Annotated in this window: 12 protein-coding genes and 6 pseudogenes; 12 read left to right on the top strand and 6 right to left on the bottom strand. The window is 59.3% G+C overall.

The window, feature by feature from the left end; genetic code table 11:
• Positions 1-27: 27 nt before the first annotated feature.
• The 4 genes and pseudogenes from AC07X9_RS17855 to AC07X9_RS17870 all read left to right on the top strand — a co-directional run.
• On the top strand, positions 28-900 hold the full coding sequence (locus tag AC07X9_RS17855) for an alpha/beta fold hydrolase (RefSeq protein ID WP_086486321.1): 873 nt from the start codon (positions 28-30) through the stop codon (positions 898-900).
• Positions 901-1,059: 159 nt separating this feature from the next.
• Positions 1,060-1,824, top strand: coding sequence for a class I SAM-dependent methyltransferase (locus tag AC07X9_RS17860; protein WP_130754661.1), 765 nt, complete (start codon positions 1,060-1,062; stop codon positions 1,822-1,824).
• A gap of 25 nt (positions 1,825-1,849) precedes the next feature.
• Positions 1,850-2,035 carry a hypothetical protein gene (locus AC07X9_RS17865; protein ID WP_086486319.1) on the top strand — a complete coding sequence of 62 codons (186 nt, stop codon included), beginning with the start codon at positions 1,850-1,852 and terminating at the stop codon, positions 2,033-2,035.
• A pseudogene (locus AC07X9_RS17870) lies at positions 2,032-2,253 on the top strand (hypothetical protein); the annotation flags it as partial. The gene AC07X9_RS17865 and the pseudogene AC07X9_RS17870, both read left to right, overlap by 4 nt.
• Positions 2,254-2,627: 374 nt before the next feature.
• Here AC07X9_RS17870 and istB read toward each other — a convergent pair.
• Complete coding sequence (gene istB, locus AC07X9_RS17875; protein ID WP_370569475.1) at positions 2,628-3,377, bottom strand: IS21-like element helper ATPase IstB; 750 nt, start codon at positions 3,375-3,377, stop codon at positions 2,628-2,630.
• 42 nt (positions 3,378-3,419) lie between these two features.
• Positions 3,420-5,474: an IS21 family transposase gene (istA, locus tag AC07X9_RS17880; RefSeq protein WP_254908188.1), complete on the bottom strand. Its 2,055-nt coding sequence runs from the start codon at positions 5,472-5,474 to the stop codon at positions 3,420-3,422.
• A 188-nt stretch (positions 5,475-5,662) separates the two neighbouring features.
• Between istA and AC07X9_RS17885 the strand changes: the two are divergent.
• The 7 genes and pseudogenes from AC07X9_RS17885 to AC07X9_RS17915 form a co-directional block, all read left to right on the top strand.
• Positions 5,663-5,869 (top strand): annotated as a pseudogene (locus tag AC07X9_RS17885) (transposase); the annotation flags it as partial.
• Between the two features lie 229 nt (positions 5,870-6,098).
• A pseudogene (locus AC07X9_RS17890) lies at positions 6,099-6,326 on the top strand (IS21 family transposase); the annotation flags it as partial.
• 61 nt (positions 6,327-6,387) lie between these two features.
• Positions 6,388-6,624, top strand: a pseudogene (locus AC07X9_RS17895) (transposase); the annotation flags it as partial.
• Positions 6,625-6,851: 227 nt separating this feature from the next.
• Positions 6,852-8,210: an IS110 family RNA-guided transposase gene (locus tag AC07X9_RS17900; RefSeq protein WP_048578827.1), complete on the top strand. Its 1,359-nt coding sequence runs from the start codon at positions 6,852-6,854 to the stop codon at positions 8,208-8,210.
• Positions 8,211-9,101: pseudogene (locus AC07X9_RS17905) on the top strand (IS3 family transposase); the annotation flags it as partial.
• 158 nt (positions 9,102-9,259) lie between these two features.
• The gene (locus AC07X9_RS17910; protein WP_086486315.1) at positions 9,260-10,291 is read left to right on the top strand and encodes an IS110 family RNA-guided transposase; all 1,032 of its coding nucleotides are present in this window, start codon (positions 9,260-9,262) and stop codon (positions 10,289-10,291) included.
• A gap of 349 nt (positions 10,292-10,640) precedes the next feature.
• Positions 10,641-11,282 (top strand): annotated as a pseudogene (locus tag AC07X9_RS17915) (IS110 family RNA-guided transposase); the annotation flags it as partial.
• Positions 11,283-12,490: 1,208 nt separating this feature from the next.
• Here AC07X9_RS17915 and mobF read toward each other — a convergent pair.
• From mobF to AC07X9_RS17935, 4 genes are all read right to left on the bottom strand, one after another.
• Positions 12,491-15,445 (bottom strand): MobF family relaxase, encoded by a 2,955-nt coding sequence (mobF, locus tag AC07X9_RS17920; protein WP_086486314.1) that lies wholly within the window; start codon positions 15,443-15,445, stop codon positions 12,491-12,493.
• On the bottom strand, positions 15,442-17,532 hold the full coding sequence (locus AC07X9_RS17925; RefSeq protein ID WP_086486313.1) for a type IV secretion system DNA-binding domain-containing protein: 2,091 nt from the start codon (positions 17,530-17,532) through the stop codon (positions 15,442-15,444). Before AC07X9_RS17925 ends, mobF begins: the two co-directional genes overlap by 4 nt.
• Positions 17,529-17,780: a CopG family transcriptional regulator gene (locus tag AC07X9_RS17930; protein WP_254908187.1), complete on the bottom strand. Its 252-nt coding sequence runs from the start codon at positions 17,778-17,780 to the stop codon at positions 17,529-17,531. The genes AC07X9_RS17925 and AC07X9_RS17930 overlap by 4 nt, the downstream gene beginning before the upstream one ends.
• A gap of 207 nt (positions 17,781-17,987) precedes the next feature.
• Positions 17,988-18,314, bottom strand: coding sequence for a hypothetical protein (locus tag AC07X9_RS17935; protein WP_086486311.1), 327 nt, complete (start codon positions 18,312-18,314; stop codon positions 17,988-17,990).
• 649 nt (positions 18,315-18,963) lie between these two features.
• Between AC07X9_RS17935 and AC07X9_RS17940 the strand changes: the two genes are divergently transcribed.
• Complete coding sequence (locus AC07X9_RS17940; protein ID WP_235209789.1) at positions 18,964-19,191, top strand: hypothetical protein; 228 nt, start codon at positions 18,964-18,966, stop codon at positions 19,189-19,191.
• Positions 19,192-19,427: the final 236 nt, after the last annotated feature.

Genomic DNA, 19,427 nt, shown 5'->3' on the forward strand with positions numbered 1-19,427 from the left:
TCGGGCCTGCAGGATCGAGACTGGTGGATGACCGGGAAGAACTGCAAAATCGATGGAGCCGCTGGTATCAGCCTGGCTGCTGAAGTGAAGGGCGAATGCAGGGCGATGCCCGTCTTGCTTGCCCACGGGGCGGGTCAGACTCGCCGCGCCTGGAAGCGGGTAGTGCAAGATCTGGTCGAGGCGGGGTTTCGCGCTATCGCTATAGACATGCGTGGGCATGGCGACAGCGACTGGTCGAGCGCAGGTGCGTATGACGTGCGCGACTTTGCGGCCGATCTCGTCGCGGTAGCATCAGGAATGGATCGCAAACCGGCTCTGGTAGGCGCCTCCCTCGGCGGCCTTGCCGGAATGATAGCAGAAGGAGACCTCGCCCCAGGCAGCTTCGCATCGCTCACTCTTGTAGATATAGCCCCGCGTATCGAGCCGGGCGGCGTGATGCGGGTGGTCAGCTTCATGCAAGAACATGTCGAGACTGGCTTTTCGTCTCCGGAAGAAGCTGCACAAGTCATTGCGCGCTACATGCCACATCGTCGCAAGCGCAGAGCGGGCGATGGCCTACGGCACTATCTCCGGCAGAAAGAGGATGGCCGCTATTACTGGCACTGGGATCCAGCATTTATTCGCAATATGGTGGCTGCACATTGCAGCGACACCGCGCATCAGGAGCAGCAAGTCAATATATTATACAAGGCTGCCGCTAATTTGACGCTACCGCTGCATCTGATCAGGGGCGGATCCAGTGATCTTGTCTCGGAAGGCGCTGTCGAACATCTGCGCGAACTGGCACCGCATGCTGAATATACCGACATTATCGATGCCACGCATATGGTCGCAGGCGATGCAAACGACGCCTTTTCTGCCGCAATTCTCGGCTTTTTAGGGCGCCAGTCCAGCTCCTAGAGGGACGAGCATGGGAGAAGAGATTTGCTCCTGATCATCGAGGGTCGGACGACTTGCTGTGCAGAGCGCCATACATTGGTGGGTTTGCCTAAGATGACACTCGGTAACTGGCTGCTGCCTCGCTCACTGGACTGCTATCCATAACGAAGGTGACGAAAGTTGACGACCAGAAATCTGACCGGCATGCTGGCCAAAAAGATGCCGCGGGAAACAGGCACCGCGCGCACAAAGGGCGAAACCCTGTTCCAGCTATTCTTTGCGCTCATCCAATGGCCTTGGCTGTTGAAAAGCCTTTATGGGGGAAACAAAGCTGAAAAAAATGCTGTTCTTGAGCGTATAAACCTTGAACAGGACGCCTTGCCTCATCTTGGCAGCTGGAAAGCAGATACTTACCTTCTTCACAGGATTGTTGATGAGATTGAAGTCCGACAACCGAAAAATGTTGTGGAACTAGGTTCCGGAGTAACTTCGCTGGTTATCGCCAAAGCATTGTCGCTTCACGGTGGCGGGCATTTATACAGCTACGATCAGTATGAACCGTTCGTTGAGCAGATGGGCATTTGGCTCGCTGAGCACCACCTGTCGGCAAGTTTCAGCCATGCTCCGCTGAACTTTCGGGACCAGGCCTGGCCTGGATTATGGTATGCCTTGCACGACCTTCCACAGACAATTGATCTGCTTGTCATAGATGGACCGCCTTGGTCAATTCATCCCTTTACCCGAGGAATGGCGGAACGCCTTTTCGAACGTATCGCACCGGGAGGCCTTATCATGCTCGATGATGCAGCAAGACCGGGAGAAAGATACGTGGCGCGACGCTGGAGGAAAACCTGGAGAGACTTCGAGTTCAAGTTCGAAGGCACGGGCGCCAAAGGCCTGCTAACGGGACGGAGGATCGACAGATCGGATAATCGCCAAAAGTGACGCTGTAATGCATTAGCGACTTCCGTTGCTGATTCCGAGGCAAGCCGAACTCGCGGAACTGCTGGCAGCCGAAGTGGCTGCCGACCGTTTCCCCGACATGGATGCCTTGCGGATACGCTTCGCTCCCGATCCGGCGGCGCTTCCCGACGTGGTGGTGGAACTGGTCCCCCTGGTCACCTATGATGTTCTCCTGGCGGGAGAAGCCGCATGAGCCGGAACGCTCCCGCTATCGACGCCCAGCGCCTGAGCCTCATCCTCAACGACCTGCGTCTGCCCGCAATCAAACTGATCTGGCCCGACTTTACCACGCGGGCCGACAAGGAAGGCTGGCCTGGTGCCCGTTTGCTTGCAGCGCTCGCTGAGCATGAGATCGCAGAACGGGACCGACGCCGGATCGAAAGGCATCTGGGCGAAGCCCGCCTGCCACCTGTCATCGGTCGTGCAATTCTCCGCAAAAGTGGGCTTTGAAAATTCCCTAGTTGGTGGCCCCTTCATCTCATTCTGCCGGGGCTAGCCCCGGCAGAATGAGATGAGCCAACATTGTCCTCATCTCCTTTGCAGACGCGGAGACGGGGCCGATGATCCGACTTGGAGAATTGATGATGATCCTCGAACTACATCGGCAGGGCGTATCGATAGCCGCGTTCACTGACATCCATGACACGGCAGAGCAGTTCAACGGGCCAACGATGCCGCCAGCTATGCGTATTTCGCAAAAGTCGGACAGCTGCTTCGCTAAATCCCGGACAAGCGCTTCAGTAAATCCGGGACAGCTGGTTTAGGCATTGGATGCCTGGTTGCTGTTAGGGTTGAGTGATTTCCGGATTTGGATCCTGGGTCAAGCCTGAAGGCGCTTTTTGTCGTCGCATGCTGTCGCCTTCGAGGGCGATGCGATGAGCGTTATGGATGATGCGATCGAGGATGGCGTCGGCGATGGTCGGCTCGCCGATCATTTCGTGCCATGCCGCCACGGGGAGCTGGGCAGTGATCAAAGTGGATTTCCGGCGGTAACGTTCTTCGAAGATTTCCAGGAGGTCGAGACGCTGCTGATCATTGAGGCTGTGCGTGCCCCAGTCGTCGAGAATGAGCAGCTGGACGCGTGCAAGTTTGTCGACCACGCGTGGGAAGCGACCGTCGAGGCGCGCGAGTGCAAGATCTTCGAACAGGCGCGGCATGCGCAGATATAAGACGGAGTGATCCTGACGCGCCGCTTGTCGCCCGAATGCGCAACCCAGCCACGTCTTTCCTGTGCCGGTTTGGCCAGTGATGATGAGATTTTCGCGGGCATTGAGCCACGCGCCTTGCGCGAGTGAGAGGATATTACGTCGGTCCATGCCTCGGCGTGCGGCGAAGTCGACATTCTCGATACAGGCGTCGACGAAGCGAAGCTTTGCGCTGGCAAGCCGGTTGGTCAGCCGCCGGTCGGCACGAGCGGCGATCTCGCGGTCCAGCATGAGCCCGAGCCATTCGTCGCGGGTCAGGTCGCCTGAAGTGTCCTGCTCGGCAATGTCGCGCCACGCGGCCGCGATGCCCGCTAGCCCCAAGCTATGCATTTGATCAAGGGTAGGATGCGTCAGCACAAGATCGTCCTTTCATTATTGGTAATAGGACCCGCCACGGATGTTGCCGTGCGCCGGTGTTGGTTTGAGCGGCCCCGTTGTCGGCTGGATCTTGTCGAGCCCGGCTTTGAGGATGGCGTTGACTGAAGAGTAGGTGACGGCACCGATCACCAGCGCCCGGTCGCAGGCCGCTTCGAGCCGATCGTGCTCATAGCGCCGAGCAAGGGAGAGGATGCCCATAGCAGAGCGATAACCCTGCTCGGGGTGCGGCTTGTCGACCATCAACCTTTCCACGAACATCGCTGTGTTAGGACCGGTTTTCCTGGCACGTTCGATCAGGCTTGCTGGTGATATGTTCGCATAGCGCTGATGCGACTTGGGCATATGCTCGTTCACCGTGACATGCCCGCGGCGCTGCGATGTCCGCATATGGCTGGCGACCCGCACATGATCGTAGAAGATTTCTACCACCCGGTGCGTCAGCCGAACATCCACCTGCCGGCCGATCAGCCGATGCGGTACCGAGTAGAAGGTCTTATCCGCCTCGATATGATAATCAGGGTGAACGCGGGCCGTTTTCCACTCGGCATATTCGAACACTGACGTGGGCAACGCTGCCAGAGCTGTCCGTTCGATCTCCTCGAAGATCGCCCGGCGGGATTTGCCGACATGGCGCATGGGCCGATCATTGAGATCAACCAGCAGGTCCGCGATCGCAGCATTGAGATCCGCCAGGCTGAAGAAGCGCCGATTGCGCAGACGCGCCAGGATCCAGCGCTCTACTATCAACACAGCGCCCTCGACCTTTCCTTTGTCGCGTGGTCGCCGGCTCCGGGTTGGCAGGATCGTCGTATCGTAATGCTCGGCCATCGCTGCAAAGGTCGCGCTGAGCGTGGGCTCGAACCATAGCGCTTTGACAACGCCTGACTTGAGATTGTCGCACACAATCGCGCGCGGGACCCCGCCGATAAAGCTCAGCGCACGGCACTGAGCGTCGATCCAGTCCGGCAGCTGCTGGCTCAGGCTTGCCATCGCAAAGGTGAACGAGGAAGCGCCAAGAACCGCCACGAAGATCTGCGCCGGGGTGATGACGCAAGTCACAGGATCGATCAGCGGAACGGTTTGACCAGCATAGTCGGTTTGCATCACGGCGCCCGCCTCATGCCGATTGCGGAAGCTGACATGGGTCCGCCGCTGGAAGGACAGGAATCGATCGCAAAACCAGGTATAGCCGTACCCGTTGGGATGAGCGGCCCGATATTCCTGCCATAGCAAGACCAGCGTCACGCCCTTGCGCTTGATCTCCCGCGCAACGAGCGGCCAATCCGGTTCTTCCCGATCCTGCGCAGGGCGGCCCACACGCCGGAATACAAGCCGTTCAACCGCAGCGTCATCGTCATAGCCCGGCGGCAATGGCCAGACTGTTAGCCCCGCCTGCCGCGCGCGCAGCAGGTACGTCGACACTGTCGTCTTGCTCAGCTTCAGCCGCTCTGACACGGCCCGTACCGACAAACCCTGCTCGTAGGTCAGCCAGTCCGGCAGAGTCTCGGTCCAGCTTCCTTCAGCGTATGTGAGGCTGGATGCACCGAGCACTGCCACGAAGATATGGGCATCACGGATTTCGCCAGTCAGCCGGTCGACCACGATCCCGATCTTGTCCCCGGCATAATCGACGAACAGCTTCTCCCCAGGTGCATGGTTCTGCCGCATCGTAACCGGCAACTTCATGGCCCAGCTACGATACAGATCGCAAAATCGGCTATATCGATAGCCGTCGGGATGCTCCGCGATATACTCGTCCCACAGCACCTGCAATGTTACATGCTTGCGCTTCAACTCGCGGTGGAGCTGCGCCCAGTCGGGTTCCGGACAACGGCGATGTCCCGTCTTCTTGCCCGCATCGCGATATAGCGATGCCTCGAGCGCTGCATCGCTAAGTGCATCATCCAGCGGCCAGCTCAGGCCCGCATCCGCTGCCCGCTTCAGGGTCGCGCGCACTGTCGAGGGCACTGCGCCCACCCGCAGCGATATCGCCTTGTAGCCCAGTTCCTGTTCGAACCGGTATCTCAATATCTCGCGGACACGCCGCATGCTCACCCTTTCCGCCGGCATCGCTCAACTCCTCGGACACATCCAAAAGAGCGAACATAACCCCGCCAGCGAACCCGGGCAGACCCACCCCGCAAGGGGGCGACATCATCTCGGAATCAGGGGGCGACTATTTCTCGGAACATGGGGGCGGCATCAATTCGGAATGAGGGGGCGGCTTGCCTCGGAATCAGCAAACAGATGTCGTTATCCCGCCCAAGCGTAATCGAAAGACGCAACGGTACTACGACAGCGAACTCTACAAAGAGCGCAATCGCGTCGAGCGCTTCTTCGCCAAACTCAAGCAGTTCCGACGGGTGGCAACCCGATACGACAAGCTGCTCGCCAACTTCATGGGCTTCGTCAAACTCGCTGCCATCGCTATATGGCTCCGATAGTTAAATCGTCACCACGACCTAAGTCGCGGACAGGCATTTCATTAAATACGGGACAGTGATTCCGCTAAATCCCGGACAGGGTTTGGGACGGGATCAAGGTTAGGCTTTGTGATGCGCCGCTCTGGCATTGTTGCTCCTCATCGTTGCGATGGGAGGGGTGATGCCAAGGCGGAAGCAGACGAGACGAACCGACGTGAAAGACATGCGATCGATCCTCCGGCTGGCAGCCCATACGCGCGCGCTGTCGATGTTCGGTGGTGCGCCCGCGTTGTTCGTGCCCGACAATGCCAAGGTCGCGGTCATCAAGGCATGCCTGTACGATCCTCAGGTCAACCGCAGCTATGCCGAAATGGCTGCGCATTACGACAGCACGGTGCTGCCGACGCGACCACGGCGACCGCGCGACAAGGCAAAGGTCGAAGCTGCAGTTCTGATCGTCGAGCGCTGGCTGTTTGGACTTGTAACGGATTTGCGCCGGTCACCTGAGCGATTAGAGCTCGCAACAGGAGCCCGACGAGATGATCAAGCACACAGAAGAGTTCAAGCAGGAGGCGGTGCGCATCGCGCTGACCAGCGGGTTACCCCGCGACCGGGTCGCATCGGATTTGGGGATAGGTAAGTCGACACTGGGCAAATGGGTGTCACAGTATCGGCCATCTGACCTGGCGGCAGCGCCGCAGGCAGATCTGGCGCGTGAGAATGAACGCCTTCGCCTTGAGAACCGTGTGCTGCGGGAGGAGAGGGAAGTGCTAAAAAACCGTCGCCGGCTGAGCCCGCCTGTGCGCGGTAGAAACGGGTCGTGCTATGGTGCGGTCGGGAGGGTCGCGGCCGATGGCTTATTGGAGGCATGATACCCCGTTAAAAAACGTGGCCCGTGGGTGTTTGCGTACTTGAGAGTGGTGACGCCGTCTTGCGGCGATCCCGGTTAGGAAGATGACGTTTAGCATCGCCCATACCCTCCTGTTTTGAAGGAGGACTTGGAATGGAACGATCAAAATCCGGCGCGTTGTCTATGGTCAATCCGCGCGCCGCTGCCATCGACATCGGGTCGACTATGCATATGGCGGCCATAAATCCCAACGCCGACGATAATCCGGTACGAGCGTTTGGCACATTCACCGGCGATCTCCATGATATGGCCCGCTGGTTCAAGACATATGGCGTCACTACTGTCGCGATGGAATCGACCGGTGTTTACTGGATTCCGGCCTATGAAGTGCTTGAAGGACACGGCTTTGAGGTGATCCTGGTCAATGCGCGATATGCCAAGAATGTACCGGGTCGCAAAACCGACGTCAGTGACGCTGCATGGTTGCAACGCCTGCACAGCTACGGGCTGCTGCGGGGGAGTTTCCGTCCCGAGGCGGGCGTGGCGACCATGCGTGCCTATCTGCGGCAGCGCGAGCGGCTGATCGAATATGCTGCCTCACATATTCAGCACATGCAGAAGGCGCTGATGGAAATGAATGTGCAACTCCATCACGTCGTCTCCGACATTACCGGCGTGACAGGAATGCGGATAATCAGGGCCATTGTGAGCGGGGAACGTACGCCCAGCACGCTGGCACAAATGCGCGACGTCCGCTGCCACGCGACTATTGAGACCATCTGTGCGGCATTATCGGGGAACTGGCGCGACGAACATATCTTCGCGCTTGGCCAGTCTCTGGCCCTGTTCGACTTCTACCAAACCAAAGTTCTCGAATGTGATCGAAAGCTTGAGATCGCACTCAAGGCGCTCGAAATCAACGAGGGACATGATGTTCGCCAACTCCCAAAAGTCCGGACCAAAAGGCGACAGGTGAACACGCCCGACTTCGAGGTCCGGTCAGCGCTCTATCGCGTGCTGGGCGTCGACCTGACACAGATCCACGGAATCGGCCCTTCGCTCGCGCTCAAACTGGTTGGCGAGTGCGGCACCGATCTTGCCGCATGGCCCAGTTCGAAGCATTTTACGTCTTGGTTGTGCCTGGCACCAGGCAACAAGATATCGGGGGGTAAGTTGCTGTCGTCCAAAACCCGACGATCTTCGAGCCGCGCTGCAGCACTCCTGCGTCTGGCCGCAACCACCATCGGTCGAAGTGACACCGCGCTGGGCGCTTTTTACCGAAGGCTGTCGGCGCGCGCTGGAAAAGCAAAAGCGGTCACCGCAACCGCACGCAAAATCGCCGTGCTGTTCTATAACAGCCTGCGCCACGGCATGGCGTATCATGATCCCGGCGCCTCACAATATGAGGAGCGCTATCGCAGTCGGGTGATCGGAAATCTGCAGCGCCGCGCCAAGGCCTTCGGCTTCATCCTGCACGAAATGCCTGGGGAGCCTGATATGGCTGTTTCTTAGGAAGGCCACGCAGTTCTTCGCGAGCCAAAAGCCGTGAAGTTCGCTTTTGTGCATAGCTGGCGGCACCGATGGCCCGTTGAACTGCTCTGCCGTGTCATGCTTGTCAGTGAGCGCGGCTATCGTTCCTGGCGCTCGCGACCGATCAGTCGGCGGGAGCGGACGGATATGAAAGTGCTGGCCCATATCAGGGAACAGTACAGCCTCAGCCTTGGCAGCTATGGTCGTCCGAGGATGACCATGGAACTCAAAGAGGTTGGGCTCGACGTTGGCGAACGCCGGGTCGGGCGGCTGATGAAAATCAACGGGATCAAGCCGGTCCGCACGCGCAAGCACAAGGTCACGACCGACAGCCACCATCGCCTGGGGGTCGCAGCGAACTGGCTGGACGGCGACTTCGCCGCCGATGCGCCCAACCGTAAGTGGGCGGGCGACATCACCTATATCTGGACCTCAGAAGGCTGGCTCTACCTTGCCGTCATTCTCGACCTGCATAGCCGTCGCGTCGTGGGCTGGGCAGTCAGCGACAGAATGAAGAAGGACTTGGCGATCAGAGCGCTGGATATGGCGGTGCGCCTGCGCCAGCCTCCGGAAGGCTGCTTTTTTCATTCGGATCGTGGCAGCCAATATTGTTCTTACGACTATCAGAAAAAGCTGCAGGCCTATGGCCTGCGTCCATCGATGAGCGGCAAGGGAAATTGCTACGACAATGCGTCCGTCGAGACCTTCTTCAAATCCCTGAAGGCCGAACTCATCTGGCGGCAGAGCTGGCCGACGCGGCGTCAGGCAGAAGCCGCCATCTTCCAGTACATCAATGGCTTCTACAACACCCGTCGTCGCCATTCATATCTGGGCGGCATCAGCCCGCTCGCGTTCGAAGCCAAGGTGGCATAATGAGATAGGTGACCGGCACAAAACATGGGATAATCGCGGCGCGATTCGTCCCGGGCATCAGCATTTTGATATAGCTGACAGGGGTGGTTGCCCCCCGATATGATGGAAAAACGGGCTCACGATTGGCACCGGGCCCAAGCATCGCACGGAGAGCAACCATGAAACAGTATATAGGCTTTGACGTTTCACTAAAAGATACCGCGATTTCCATTCGTCAGGATGGAAAACGGATCTGGCGCGGCAAGTGCGCATCGGATCCCCAGATCCTGGCGCAGATAGTCCGCAAACACGCCCCGCATGCGGAGCGGGTGGTATTCGAGACAGGTCCATTGTCGACATGGTTCTATCATGCATTAACGGCGGCGGGAGTTCCCGCGGTCTGCATCGAAGCGCGTCATGCGCAGAAAATATTGAACGAGACGCTCAACAAGACTGATGCCAATGATGCTGACGGTCTGGCCCAACTGGCAGAAGCCGGCTTTTACAAGGCGGTCAGGGTGAAGTCGTTCGACGCCATGTTGACCCGCACACTGGTGGGCGCCCGCAACCTGTTGCTTACCATCTCAACGCAGCTGAGCAATCAGATCCGCGGGGTCATGAAGACGTTTGGCATCATCGTTCCCAAGGGTACAGGCCGTGTATTCGACGGGAATGTCCGCGAGCTTCTGGACGGCAGGGATGGCCTGGCACAGATCATATTGCCTTTGCTAGAGGCCTGGCGCGACATCCGCAAGCGCGCCGCAGAACTTGATCGTCAGTTGCTCGCCGCAGCCCGGCAAAGCCAGGCAATCAAGTTGCTGATGACGATCCCGGGAGTCGGGGCGGTCACGGCCGTCTCCTATGCTGCGGCGATCGAAGACCCAGCAAACTTCAAAACTTCACGCGCGGTCGGCGCCTGGCTCGGGCTTACCACGCGGCGTTACCAATCAGGCGAAGTGGATTATGACGGCCACATCTCGCGGCGAGGCGACAACTATCTGCGCGGCCTCTTATACGAGGCGGCAACGGTCATTCTCACGCGTACCCACGCTAGCAACCAGAGCGGCCTCAAAGACTGGGGCCTCAGGCTGCGCGAGCGGCTGGGTTTCAAGCGCGCCGCGGTCGCTGTGGCCCGCAAACTGGCAGTCATCATGCACACAATGCTCAATACAGGAGAGGCATTCAACACATCGGCTGGCGTCACCGCATAACCAATTCACCTGCTTAACTTCTCAGCGCGTCAGCATCTGACGTATTGAGGCGTCCCTGCCGCGGACGTGGGTCAGGTCATTCCGCTTTAACGGCTGCAGCTTTTTAAAGACTGCGCACAAAACATAGGAAGACCTTGCCTGCGGAGACCCATCATGCGGCGGCTTTATGCCGACCGCGAAGACAACCCTGCTCCCGGCATACGAAAACCCTCGCGCGACACGCCGTATTGAGAAAAACAAGCACAAGGTTGATTAACGTGTCGACGCCCTGCCCGACGCGATTAGCCTTCCCATGCCAACCACGCTTGACTGCAGGGATGCGATTATACAACCGTTACAAGTCCAGACGGTGCTCTGCAAAGTGCGGGACATGGAGAATGCGGTTCGCGCCGTACTACGCGAAAGCGGGCTCAAAGTGGGAGCTCCAGGGCGCAAGCTGTTCGCCACGCGGGTGCGCGAACTCGCTGAAACCGATCCTTCGCTGGCGGATATTACAGAACCCTTGCTGGCCATCATCGCCGCCATGCACTGCCAACTTGAACGGCTGACACGCCGTGTTCTTGAGGCTGTTCGAGTTGAACCGATCTGCCGACAGTTGATGACCGTGCCCGGCGTGGGGCCGCTGACGGCGCTCGCCTTTCGCGCGACGGTGGATCGACCTGACCGCTTCCGACGATCTCGCGATGTCGGTGCCCACCTTGGCCTGACTCCAAGGCGATATCAATCGGGTGAAACAGATGTGCAGGGACGCGTCAGCCGGTGCGGCGATGAACTCGCGCGCACATTGCTTTACGAGGCGGCCCATACGTTGTTGACCCGATGCAAGAAATGGTCGGCGCTCAAGGCCTGGGGCATAGGTATTGCCAAGCGGCGGGGGATGGCAAAGGCCCGCGTCGCTGTCGCCCGTAAGCTCGCAGTGATCCTGCATCGGATGTGGAGCGATCAGACCGAGTTTCGCTGGGGGAAGGTTCCTGCAGGCCAGGCAGCATGAGGAGGCACAATCAGAATCCCGCCTGAGAAGACGGGTAGCGTCGTTCCCATGGGGACGAAGGGCAAGACGATCTCGCTTAGAGTCCGGAACCTCAGCCCAGCTGAAGGTCGCGAAACAGATTGAGACGCCTTGCTCTCCATGACCCCATTATGCGGCGGCCTTGCGCCGACCGCGGAGAGAAGCGAGTGATCCATGGGAACGATCACGTAATCGAGGAAGCAGCTTGACCCAAAGGGCCCCAATCAGAGAAGACTCTTAGCAGCGCCACGTAGCATGGTTCATCCACACAGCGACTTGGGGATCGACTCCGCTGCGCCAGCTGCGGGTGAAAGCACATGCTACTCACGAAACACTCTGTGCACTCGGTCTGGCAAATCAAGGTCACTCACGGGCGAAAGACAGCATCTCCGTATCTCGTCCGCATATGCTGAGCTACCGAACTACGATAGCGTCTCTGCCGCCACGTCGTCGGGCTGTGATAGACGCCAATCGCCTTCCAGTAATTGCCGTTCGAGCGCAGGGCAGATAAGAATATCCACCTTGCAGCCTCCGCGTTGAAGCAGGGATCAAACCGCAGCCAATGTCGAACCTGAACAGGTGCACGCCCAACAAGCGCAGCGATGCGAGGTATCCACCAACTGTTGATCTGCAAGGGACCAAGATCGTAAGAGCCATTGATGTTACGAACCTCAGCGCCGATCCAGCCCGCTTCCTGATCGCGCAATCCCCAAAGCGTTTTCTCGAGCCAGGGCTGACCAAGCGAGGCTCGCCGAATACAGGCGGAGATCCGCAAGTCCCCCTCGTCAGAAGACTTCGAAAGTGTGGGGGCGGTGTACAATGCCATAGTGATGACGGCAGTGCATAGCAGCCTGGGGATGCCGTATGACCTCATCCGACCCTCCTGATAGCGGTTCCAGGCGTAGTGATCGTATTGGTCGGATCACTGTAAAGTGACAGCGCCGCAACTGGGCCACCTTTCAGAAATGCATAGAGCGCTCTCCCCGAACTGATCTCGGCGGCGGCGCTACGAGCGAAAGAAGTCCAGCTGTCAGGCCCGGTCCATCCAATGCGTCTGAAGGAAACTCTACACCTTCCGGTCAGGCGCGACGTACGGAATTCAAACCCATGCAGAGGTGGGACAGCGCCCGCGAAGCGCTTTCCCTGGGTCAGCTGAACGGCAAACTTACAGCGAAGCATAGGCAGTTACCTTATCGTTCGGGGCCATGGGAGGGTCCGGGTCGATGCGCAGGAGATTCGCTTTCCCGGTCGATGCCGGTTTTCGGCGCTGTCCATTCGGCGCGCGCATGGTCGAGAATGCCTGCGAGAAACCTGTCGAGCACCTGCGCGATGTTCCGGGCACCGTCGGCAAGATGCTCAGCCGCGCCACGGGGTGAGCGGTCACGATAGTGGAGTTGTCGCTCGAGCGCCCGATCGCGCCGCTCGTTTCGGTCTCGCTCCTGCTCGGCCCTCAAATTTTCCAGATGGCCTTCCCGGCGTTTCGAGAAGGCATCTACGCGGTCAGTCTTCAACCGGCCCAACCCTTCCGACGAAGACGTCTTCTCTCCTGATTGGCGCTCGAGCTTGCCAATCAGTTCCTTGACGTTGTTGGTCCATAGCCTGGCACCGAATGCCGCGCGGGTAATGGCAGTGTAGAAATTCTGGGCGTTGACCAGCGGCGATTCGACCGGCGCCAGCACGAAAACGCGCGGATAGGTTTTGGACTGGGCGGAATAGACCGTCTCTGCATAACCATGATCCCAGGTCCGGTGTTCCGACAGATTAACCTGCTGCACGCGCCCATCTCGATCCCAGCGGATCGTCGCTACCGGCCCATCAAGTTTTTCTGCGGTGCCGCGCTCCGCATTGCGTAGCCCGAGTTCGCGATTGACGAGCCGCCACTGCATACGGTCACCCTCCGCAATATCCCGTTCTTCAGGATTGAACACATTGATGTGGCGGGCCTTCGTCGTCTGCGGATCCCAGCGTATGACGCGCCCCTGATCGTCGACAAAACGCACAACCTGGCGCCCATTGACCTCCCGGCCTAGTCCAGCGACCCGATAGTCGGCGTGCCGTGCGATACCGAGGTCTGCAATGTCCCGCTCGAAACGCACCACCTGTCCTGCCCCGTAGAAGCGGGCCATATGCTTCTGGATATTGGTCGAGCCCGCTGGGGCCAGGATGGAAAACCTACTATCCTCGGCGGCCAGCCCATTCTCGTTTTTCAGCGCTTCGCGAATCTTACTGTTGACGATCAGCCGGGTCGCATTGTCGAGAACAAGGATATTGGTCCCTGCCCGTGATTCCGGCTTGAGCCGTATCCAGGCATTGACGACCTGCTCCGCCATCTTTTCATTGTCGTCGACGGTGTTGACGCTATCGAGCTTTGCCAATGCCTCGGCAAAGTTCCCGGCGCGCGCGGCGGTAACGGCAGCCTTGATCGATTTCGTTTCCTGCCGAACGGCTTGCGTCAACTCGACCGTCGGCAAGCCCAGCCTTCGCATCAACCAGAAGGGTTTGCCCTGCTCGATCGCCCCGGTCTGTTTCTCGTCTCCGAGGAAAAGCAGCCGTGCGCCGGTTGTCCCGCTGATCTCCAGCATCCGCTGGGCCTGGCGGCTGCCGAGCTGCCCTGCTTCATCGAGAACCAGCACATGGCGGTCCGTGATTCCCTGCCCGCCGCGCGCGACGAAGCTGGCGACAGTATGAGACATGATGTTCGCCTTGCTTCCCAGTTCCGCAGCGGCCGATGATGTGGGTGCTAATGCAATCAATGACGTTCCCGGCTCGGCCGCCTCAGCGAGAACTCTCACCAGCGTCGATTTTCCAGAACCGGCAACACCGTGAATCGCCGTGACCCGATCCCGCGTCAGCGCCGTCTCGACAAGTGCGCGCTGCTGCTGCGTGTTGAGCGACGTCCCGTCGAGCACGGCCAGCAAGCGATCGCTGGTGGCGATTGGACGCGCGTCATCAAGGCCAAGCGCGATATGCTGGGTCAATGCCAGCTCCAGACGCCAGGACTTCCGGCTGGTGCGGCCACGGGTCAACACCCTGTCACCGGTCTGATCATGGGTCGGCAGCAATTTGCGCAGGACCTCATGTGCTGCGATCCGGGGACGGATATCGTCGAGCCGGACTTCACCGACATAGGCAGCAAGACCAGTGCGCAATATATCGCCTAAATTGTTGACCGCCTCGGATGTCTCCAGTTGCCGCAAGCCAAAAAGAGCCGCACGCGACGCATCGCGTTCCGTGGGCGCCGGATGCTCCCCTTCCAGACCCCGCGCCAGCGCAGCAATCTCCTGCAGCGTTTCGACACGCTTGCCTGTCCGCTGATGCCATTGCGCGCTGAGTTCGGCCTCGCCGATCTTCACCTTCGCCTTGCGGGTGGCGTAAAAGGAAGCACGCTGGGCTTTCTGGCCCACCAGACCATGCTCGCGCGCATGGTCTTCAATCGCCTCGGCGCGCTTCGAGAAATGGTCGATCAGGTCCTTCGGCACGCTTCGTATCTCGAACAATCCGGAACGCGGATCAGCATCGATTTCATAGCCCGCTTCGCGCAAACCGAAGGCCAGCGCGTTGCGATAGATCTGCCCGGCCACGCGCTGTTCGCCATACATGACCCGGCTTTCCAGGCTTGCCATGGGATCGCCATTCTCGTGGTTCGTCATGTTGAGCACGACGAGATGCGTATGCAGATGTGGATCGAGTTCCCGGCTGCCATGCTCGGTGAAACGAGCAACCAGGATCCGGCCCGTTGTTTCGTGGACGATCTTCCCTTCATCACGGCGGCGCAACTGCGCCTGCTCTTCCAGATAGGAGATAGCCGCGTTCACCGCGCGCTCATGGGCGGCGAGCACGCGTTCGTCACCTGCCACCAGCCCCATGATCGAAACCGACTTTGGCGCATTGACCGCAAAATCCCAACCGGGGTGATGCTGAATTTCGCCATCCGCACGGTGTCGTCCGAGTTGTTGATCGCCGACTTTTCCAGCAAGTAGGTCGCGCAACAGCTTTGGATCAACAGCGCCGGAGAGGCCGAGATCGGCTGCCAGCTTCCCACCCCATTCAGACGGTTCGTTACCGCCCTTGGTGTAGTAATCGCCAACCGTGTAGTAGCGGGCGATATTGGCTGGTGTGCCATGGAGGCGTTGCGGCTGGATCATGCTGGCCTCGCCCGCTCACGCGGTCCGTCATCGCGGCCATGCTGGACAAGATCGGACCGGATTTCTCCCTGCTTGCCGGCAAGGATCGTCCAAAGGTTGCGGGCGGGCGCAGGCAAATCCGCATTCTCGTCATTGAGCAATAAATCTTCCACACGTTGCGGATCGATGTTCGGCGCTGGAAGCGTAAACAGTTCCGGCTGCGGTGATGGCCTCGGGACAGATTCTGAAGATAGCGAAGGCTTCGCTGGCTTGATCTCGACATGTGTCGCTGGCGGAGATGACTGCGTGGCTTCCCGCTCCATCGCTTCACGAACACGCGCTTCGGCGTGAGCGATGCGAACGAGCATCTCGGCCTTGTCGATCTGAATGGGGGGTGTCGTGCGTTCGAGGAAGGCTGGTCCCAAAGAGGGTACGTCGTTGAACCGGCTATCGAACCGCACCACGGGCAAATTGCGGCCGAAGCGCAGGAAGCCCACCAGGTTGGGCAGGTTGGTGACCTCGGTCGACATGACCAGTGGCCGCGTCACCTGCATCCGCGACAGATTGACCCCATCGCGCATGTCGTTGACCCCATAGGACATGCCCTCATTGGCTTCGACCTGTTCGACCTGACCAAGGTTGATCGAAACATGCTCGGCGGTATCCGTGTCATTCGCGCGCAGCGCCACCCAGGTCGAGCAATAGCCAGTGATCGCAGCCGCATCGTCCTTGCCGTAAGTGGCCTTGAGCTGGGGATAGGACTGGAAGCCCAATATGCCGCAGCCGCCATATTTGCGGGCACGGGCAAGGAAATCCGAGAGCGACGGCAGCTTATGCAGCGTCGGCAGTTCATCGATCACGCAATAGAGCCGCCGGTCGCGATCTGGCGTCAGGCTCATGATCGCGCTGATTGCGATGTCGAGCCAGACGGTGATAAGCGGGCGTAGCGAGGGAAGCTGATCGGCTTTCACTGTGATGAAGAGCCAGCTTCCATCAGCGCCCTTTTCCACCCAGTCTCGGATCGAGAAGCCGTCTTCGGTGTCATCGAGATAGCCGAAGCTGCGCATGACCGATGCAAGTTCGGCCTGGATGCCGGCTGATGTCCGTTCGCCTTCGGTGCTGATGAAGGCGGCGGCATCGGTCCCGGTGACAAAGGCGGCGAGGTCCTTCAGTTTAGAGCGCAGCAGACGGTCGAGCAGGACCGAGACATAGGTATGTTTCTGGCGCGCCAACTTGCGCATGACCGCAACCAGCGTCCCCCGCGCCGCCTTCGCCCAGAAGGGATCGCCATGCTTGTCGGGAATGGTCGATTCCGCGATCTGATCATAATGGTAGTCGCGCGGCACATCGACCCAGGGCGACCAGCGCGCCGCGCGCTGGTCGAGCGGGTTGAGCAACATGTCAGTGCCCTGCCGATAGAATTTCTCGACGAAGGTCCCGGCGGTATCATAGACGATGGCGCGCCGACCCGATTTGCGGATGCCGTCGAGCATGCCGACGATCAGGTTTGTCTTGCCTGTGCCCGGCGCACCGCACAGCAGGATATGCTCAGGCTCATAGGCCTCAGGCACCGGCACATTACCGATTACCAGCGGTCCCTTGGTCTGTCGCCATAGCGCGCGTTTCACCTGACGGATCGTGCCGAACCTTGCCCCTCGCAGATATTCGTTGGAGCCCAGGCCCTTACCCGTCCGGGTGAAGTAGAACCAGGCCCAGGCGAGCATGACAAGGGTGAACAGGCCAGAGAGCAGTGCGCCATGCAGCAGATAGACTTCAAATGCATGCAGGGTCTTTTTCGCGAGGGTGGAGGCAACCAGCCAGTCCGCCGAGGTCCAGTAGGCCTGGCCTTCGGGGGTGCGAAACTGCACCGGATCATTGGTCCCGGCGGCGGCATCCACCTTGATCGTGGCTTCGGCCAATTTGACCAGAACGAACCGCTCATACTCGGTCGACTTCTCGAACGCATACCAGAGCGTGCCGATGATCCAGATGATGAAGCCGGCCAATATGGTCTGGTAGAAGACCTGGGTCGTCATTCGGACATTGTGGACGATCGCCTGTCCGCCCCGCGTCCAGGAGCCTAACGTGTCGTTGCGAAAGATGCTCATGGGATATCCTCGCCGCCAAGCAGTCCACGTTCGGCAAGGATCATTCGGGCCTGCGCCATGCCCTGCTCGAGCGCGCTGGGAGATTGCTCGCCGACGGACGTCGCGACGATTGACAGGATCTGGATCGAGGTGGCGAGGATCTCATCCTGGGAGGAGAAGACATAGCGTTTGCGCTCATCGACCGCCTGTTCAAGGAGCTGACGGATGAACCCCGATAAGGACAGGTTCGCGCCGAGCGCACGGCGCATCAAGGCGGCATGCAGCGATTCATCGAGGCGGAAATTTAGCTTGGGCAAGCGAAGGGTCTCCTTATCCGGAGACCTTCGAAAATATCATGAAGCGGTCGCATATTACCGGAACGGCAATATTGGTGCAAGCCGCCCTATCACCAGATTGATCCAGAGATTTAGCGCTGAGAATACCTGCCGACAGGAAAACGGGCTGAGCGGACTCTGTCAGTTGCCTCTGATGATGATGGAAGGCGGCGGCGTTCCGCCTGTCTCCCCGCGGTGTCGACGGATTTCGCCGATCCCCAGTCTGATCTTCTTGGCTACAACGTCCGACATGCGCCGCACCTCACTGGGCGTATCGAGACCAGGGACGCCCTCCAGAAACTCGGCCAGCAAAATCGTGAGCATCTGACAGACTTCGGCTGAGCCGATATAGAGTGTGTCCCCCTTCCCCGCTTCCGGAGAGTGCTGCCTTTGCGCCGACACTTCGCAGATGGCCTTTACCACCGCCCGGCGTAGGTCGCTGATATAGTCCTCGTTCAATTCCGGCATGGCGCTATCCTTTCTGAAGCGGCAAAAAGACCATGAATTCGGCCAGGATTCAACGGGCGTCGCCCCGACGGTTCCGGCGTCACTACATTCTGGGATCCGCAATGGCGTACGACGCGTATCACCAAATTCCAGATGTCGTTTCAATAAGATAGGTTGGACCAAGTGAGCGTGGTGTTTCGCGTACGACAGCCCACCGGTTCGACGTAAGACATGTAGTACAGACTTATCTTAATGTTTTCAGGGCATAATGCGCGCGCAGCACCCGTGCGTAGGGTCCATTACAATACGGCCTTGCGCCGTGCGTCCCGCCTTACGCAGCGCGCTCGCGCTGCGCAGCCTCGTGCCGGTAGGCGCGGGGCACCCTTTCTGCTGGTTTTCAGGGGTCGATATTGAGGTGGATCGAGGGGTAAATCTCATGGGCTTGTTCTCCCAGAATGTAAAAAAGGGGGACGTGCATCAGGGCCGGTCCCGCGAGCGGGATTACCTTCTTCAGGGGATTTAACGACAGGCTCATCGCCGCCTCGTCGGCGCGCCCTTCACCCCGCCAGTTCCGCAGTAAGGGGCAAGCCACTCTTGCTTTGGCCCGTCGAAATGGCAAAGTTGCGTGTGACGGGCAGGCCATCGGGGAAGGACGATGGAAATGCCAAAGATGACCGAAAGGGATCGGCTTGCCGATCTCGAAACACGTCAGCGTAAGCTGACGGAAGATCTGGAAACCGCCCGCCGCGCTCTGCGCGGCAAATATGCGGCCATGGTGAACGATGTGCCGATAGAAACCCTGACGGAGCGCGAGTTTCGCGAACTTCTGACACAGGCTATCCGGGTTGGCGGCAGCGCAGCGCTGACGGCCCTGAAAAAGTTGCCGCCAGTGACCTGACCCGCCGCGAAGCGGCAATCTGATGATAACCGGCAGGGGTGGAGCATAAGGAACCCAGTCCTGTCGGTATCGGAGCGCAGGATGACGATGCGGTCTTCCGGCGCAAATCAGATAATGATGAAGCATCCCCGGTCGCCACACCGACGGATATCGGCGAGACTTCACCTGCGCCGACCTTCCCCGATCACAATGCCACAGGAGGCATCCCTCGCCACTGCCCTCCCCTCCTCTGATCG

It is taken from the genome of Sphingobium sp. GW456-12-10-14-TSB1 (assembly GCF_059424385.1).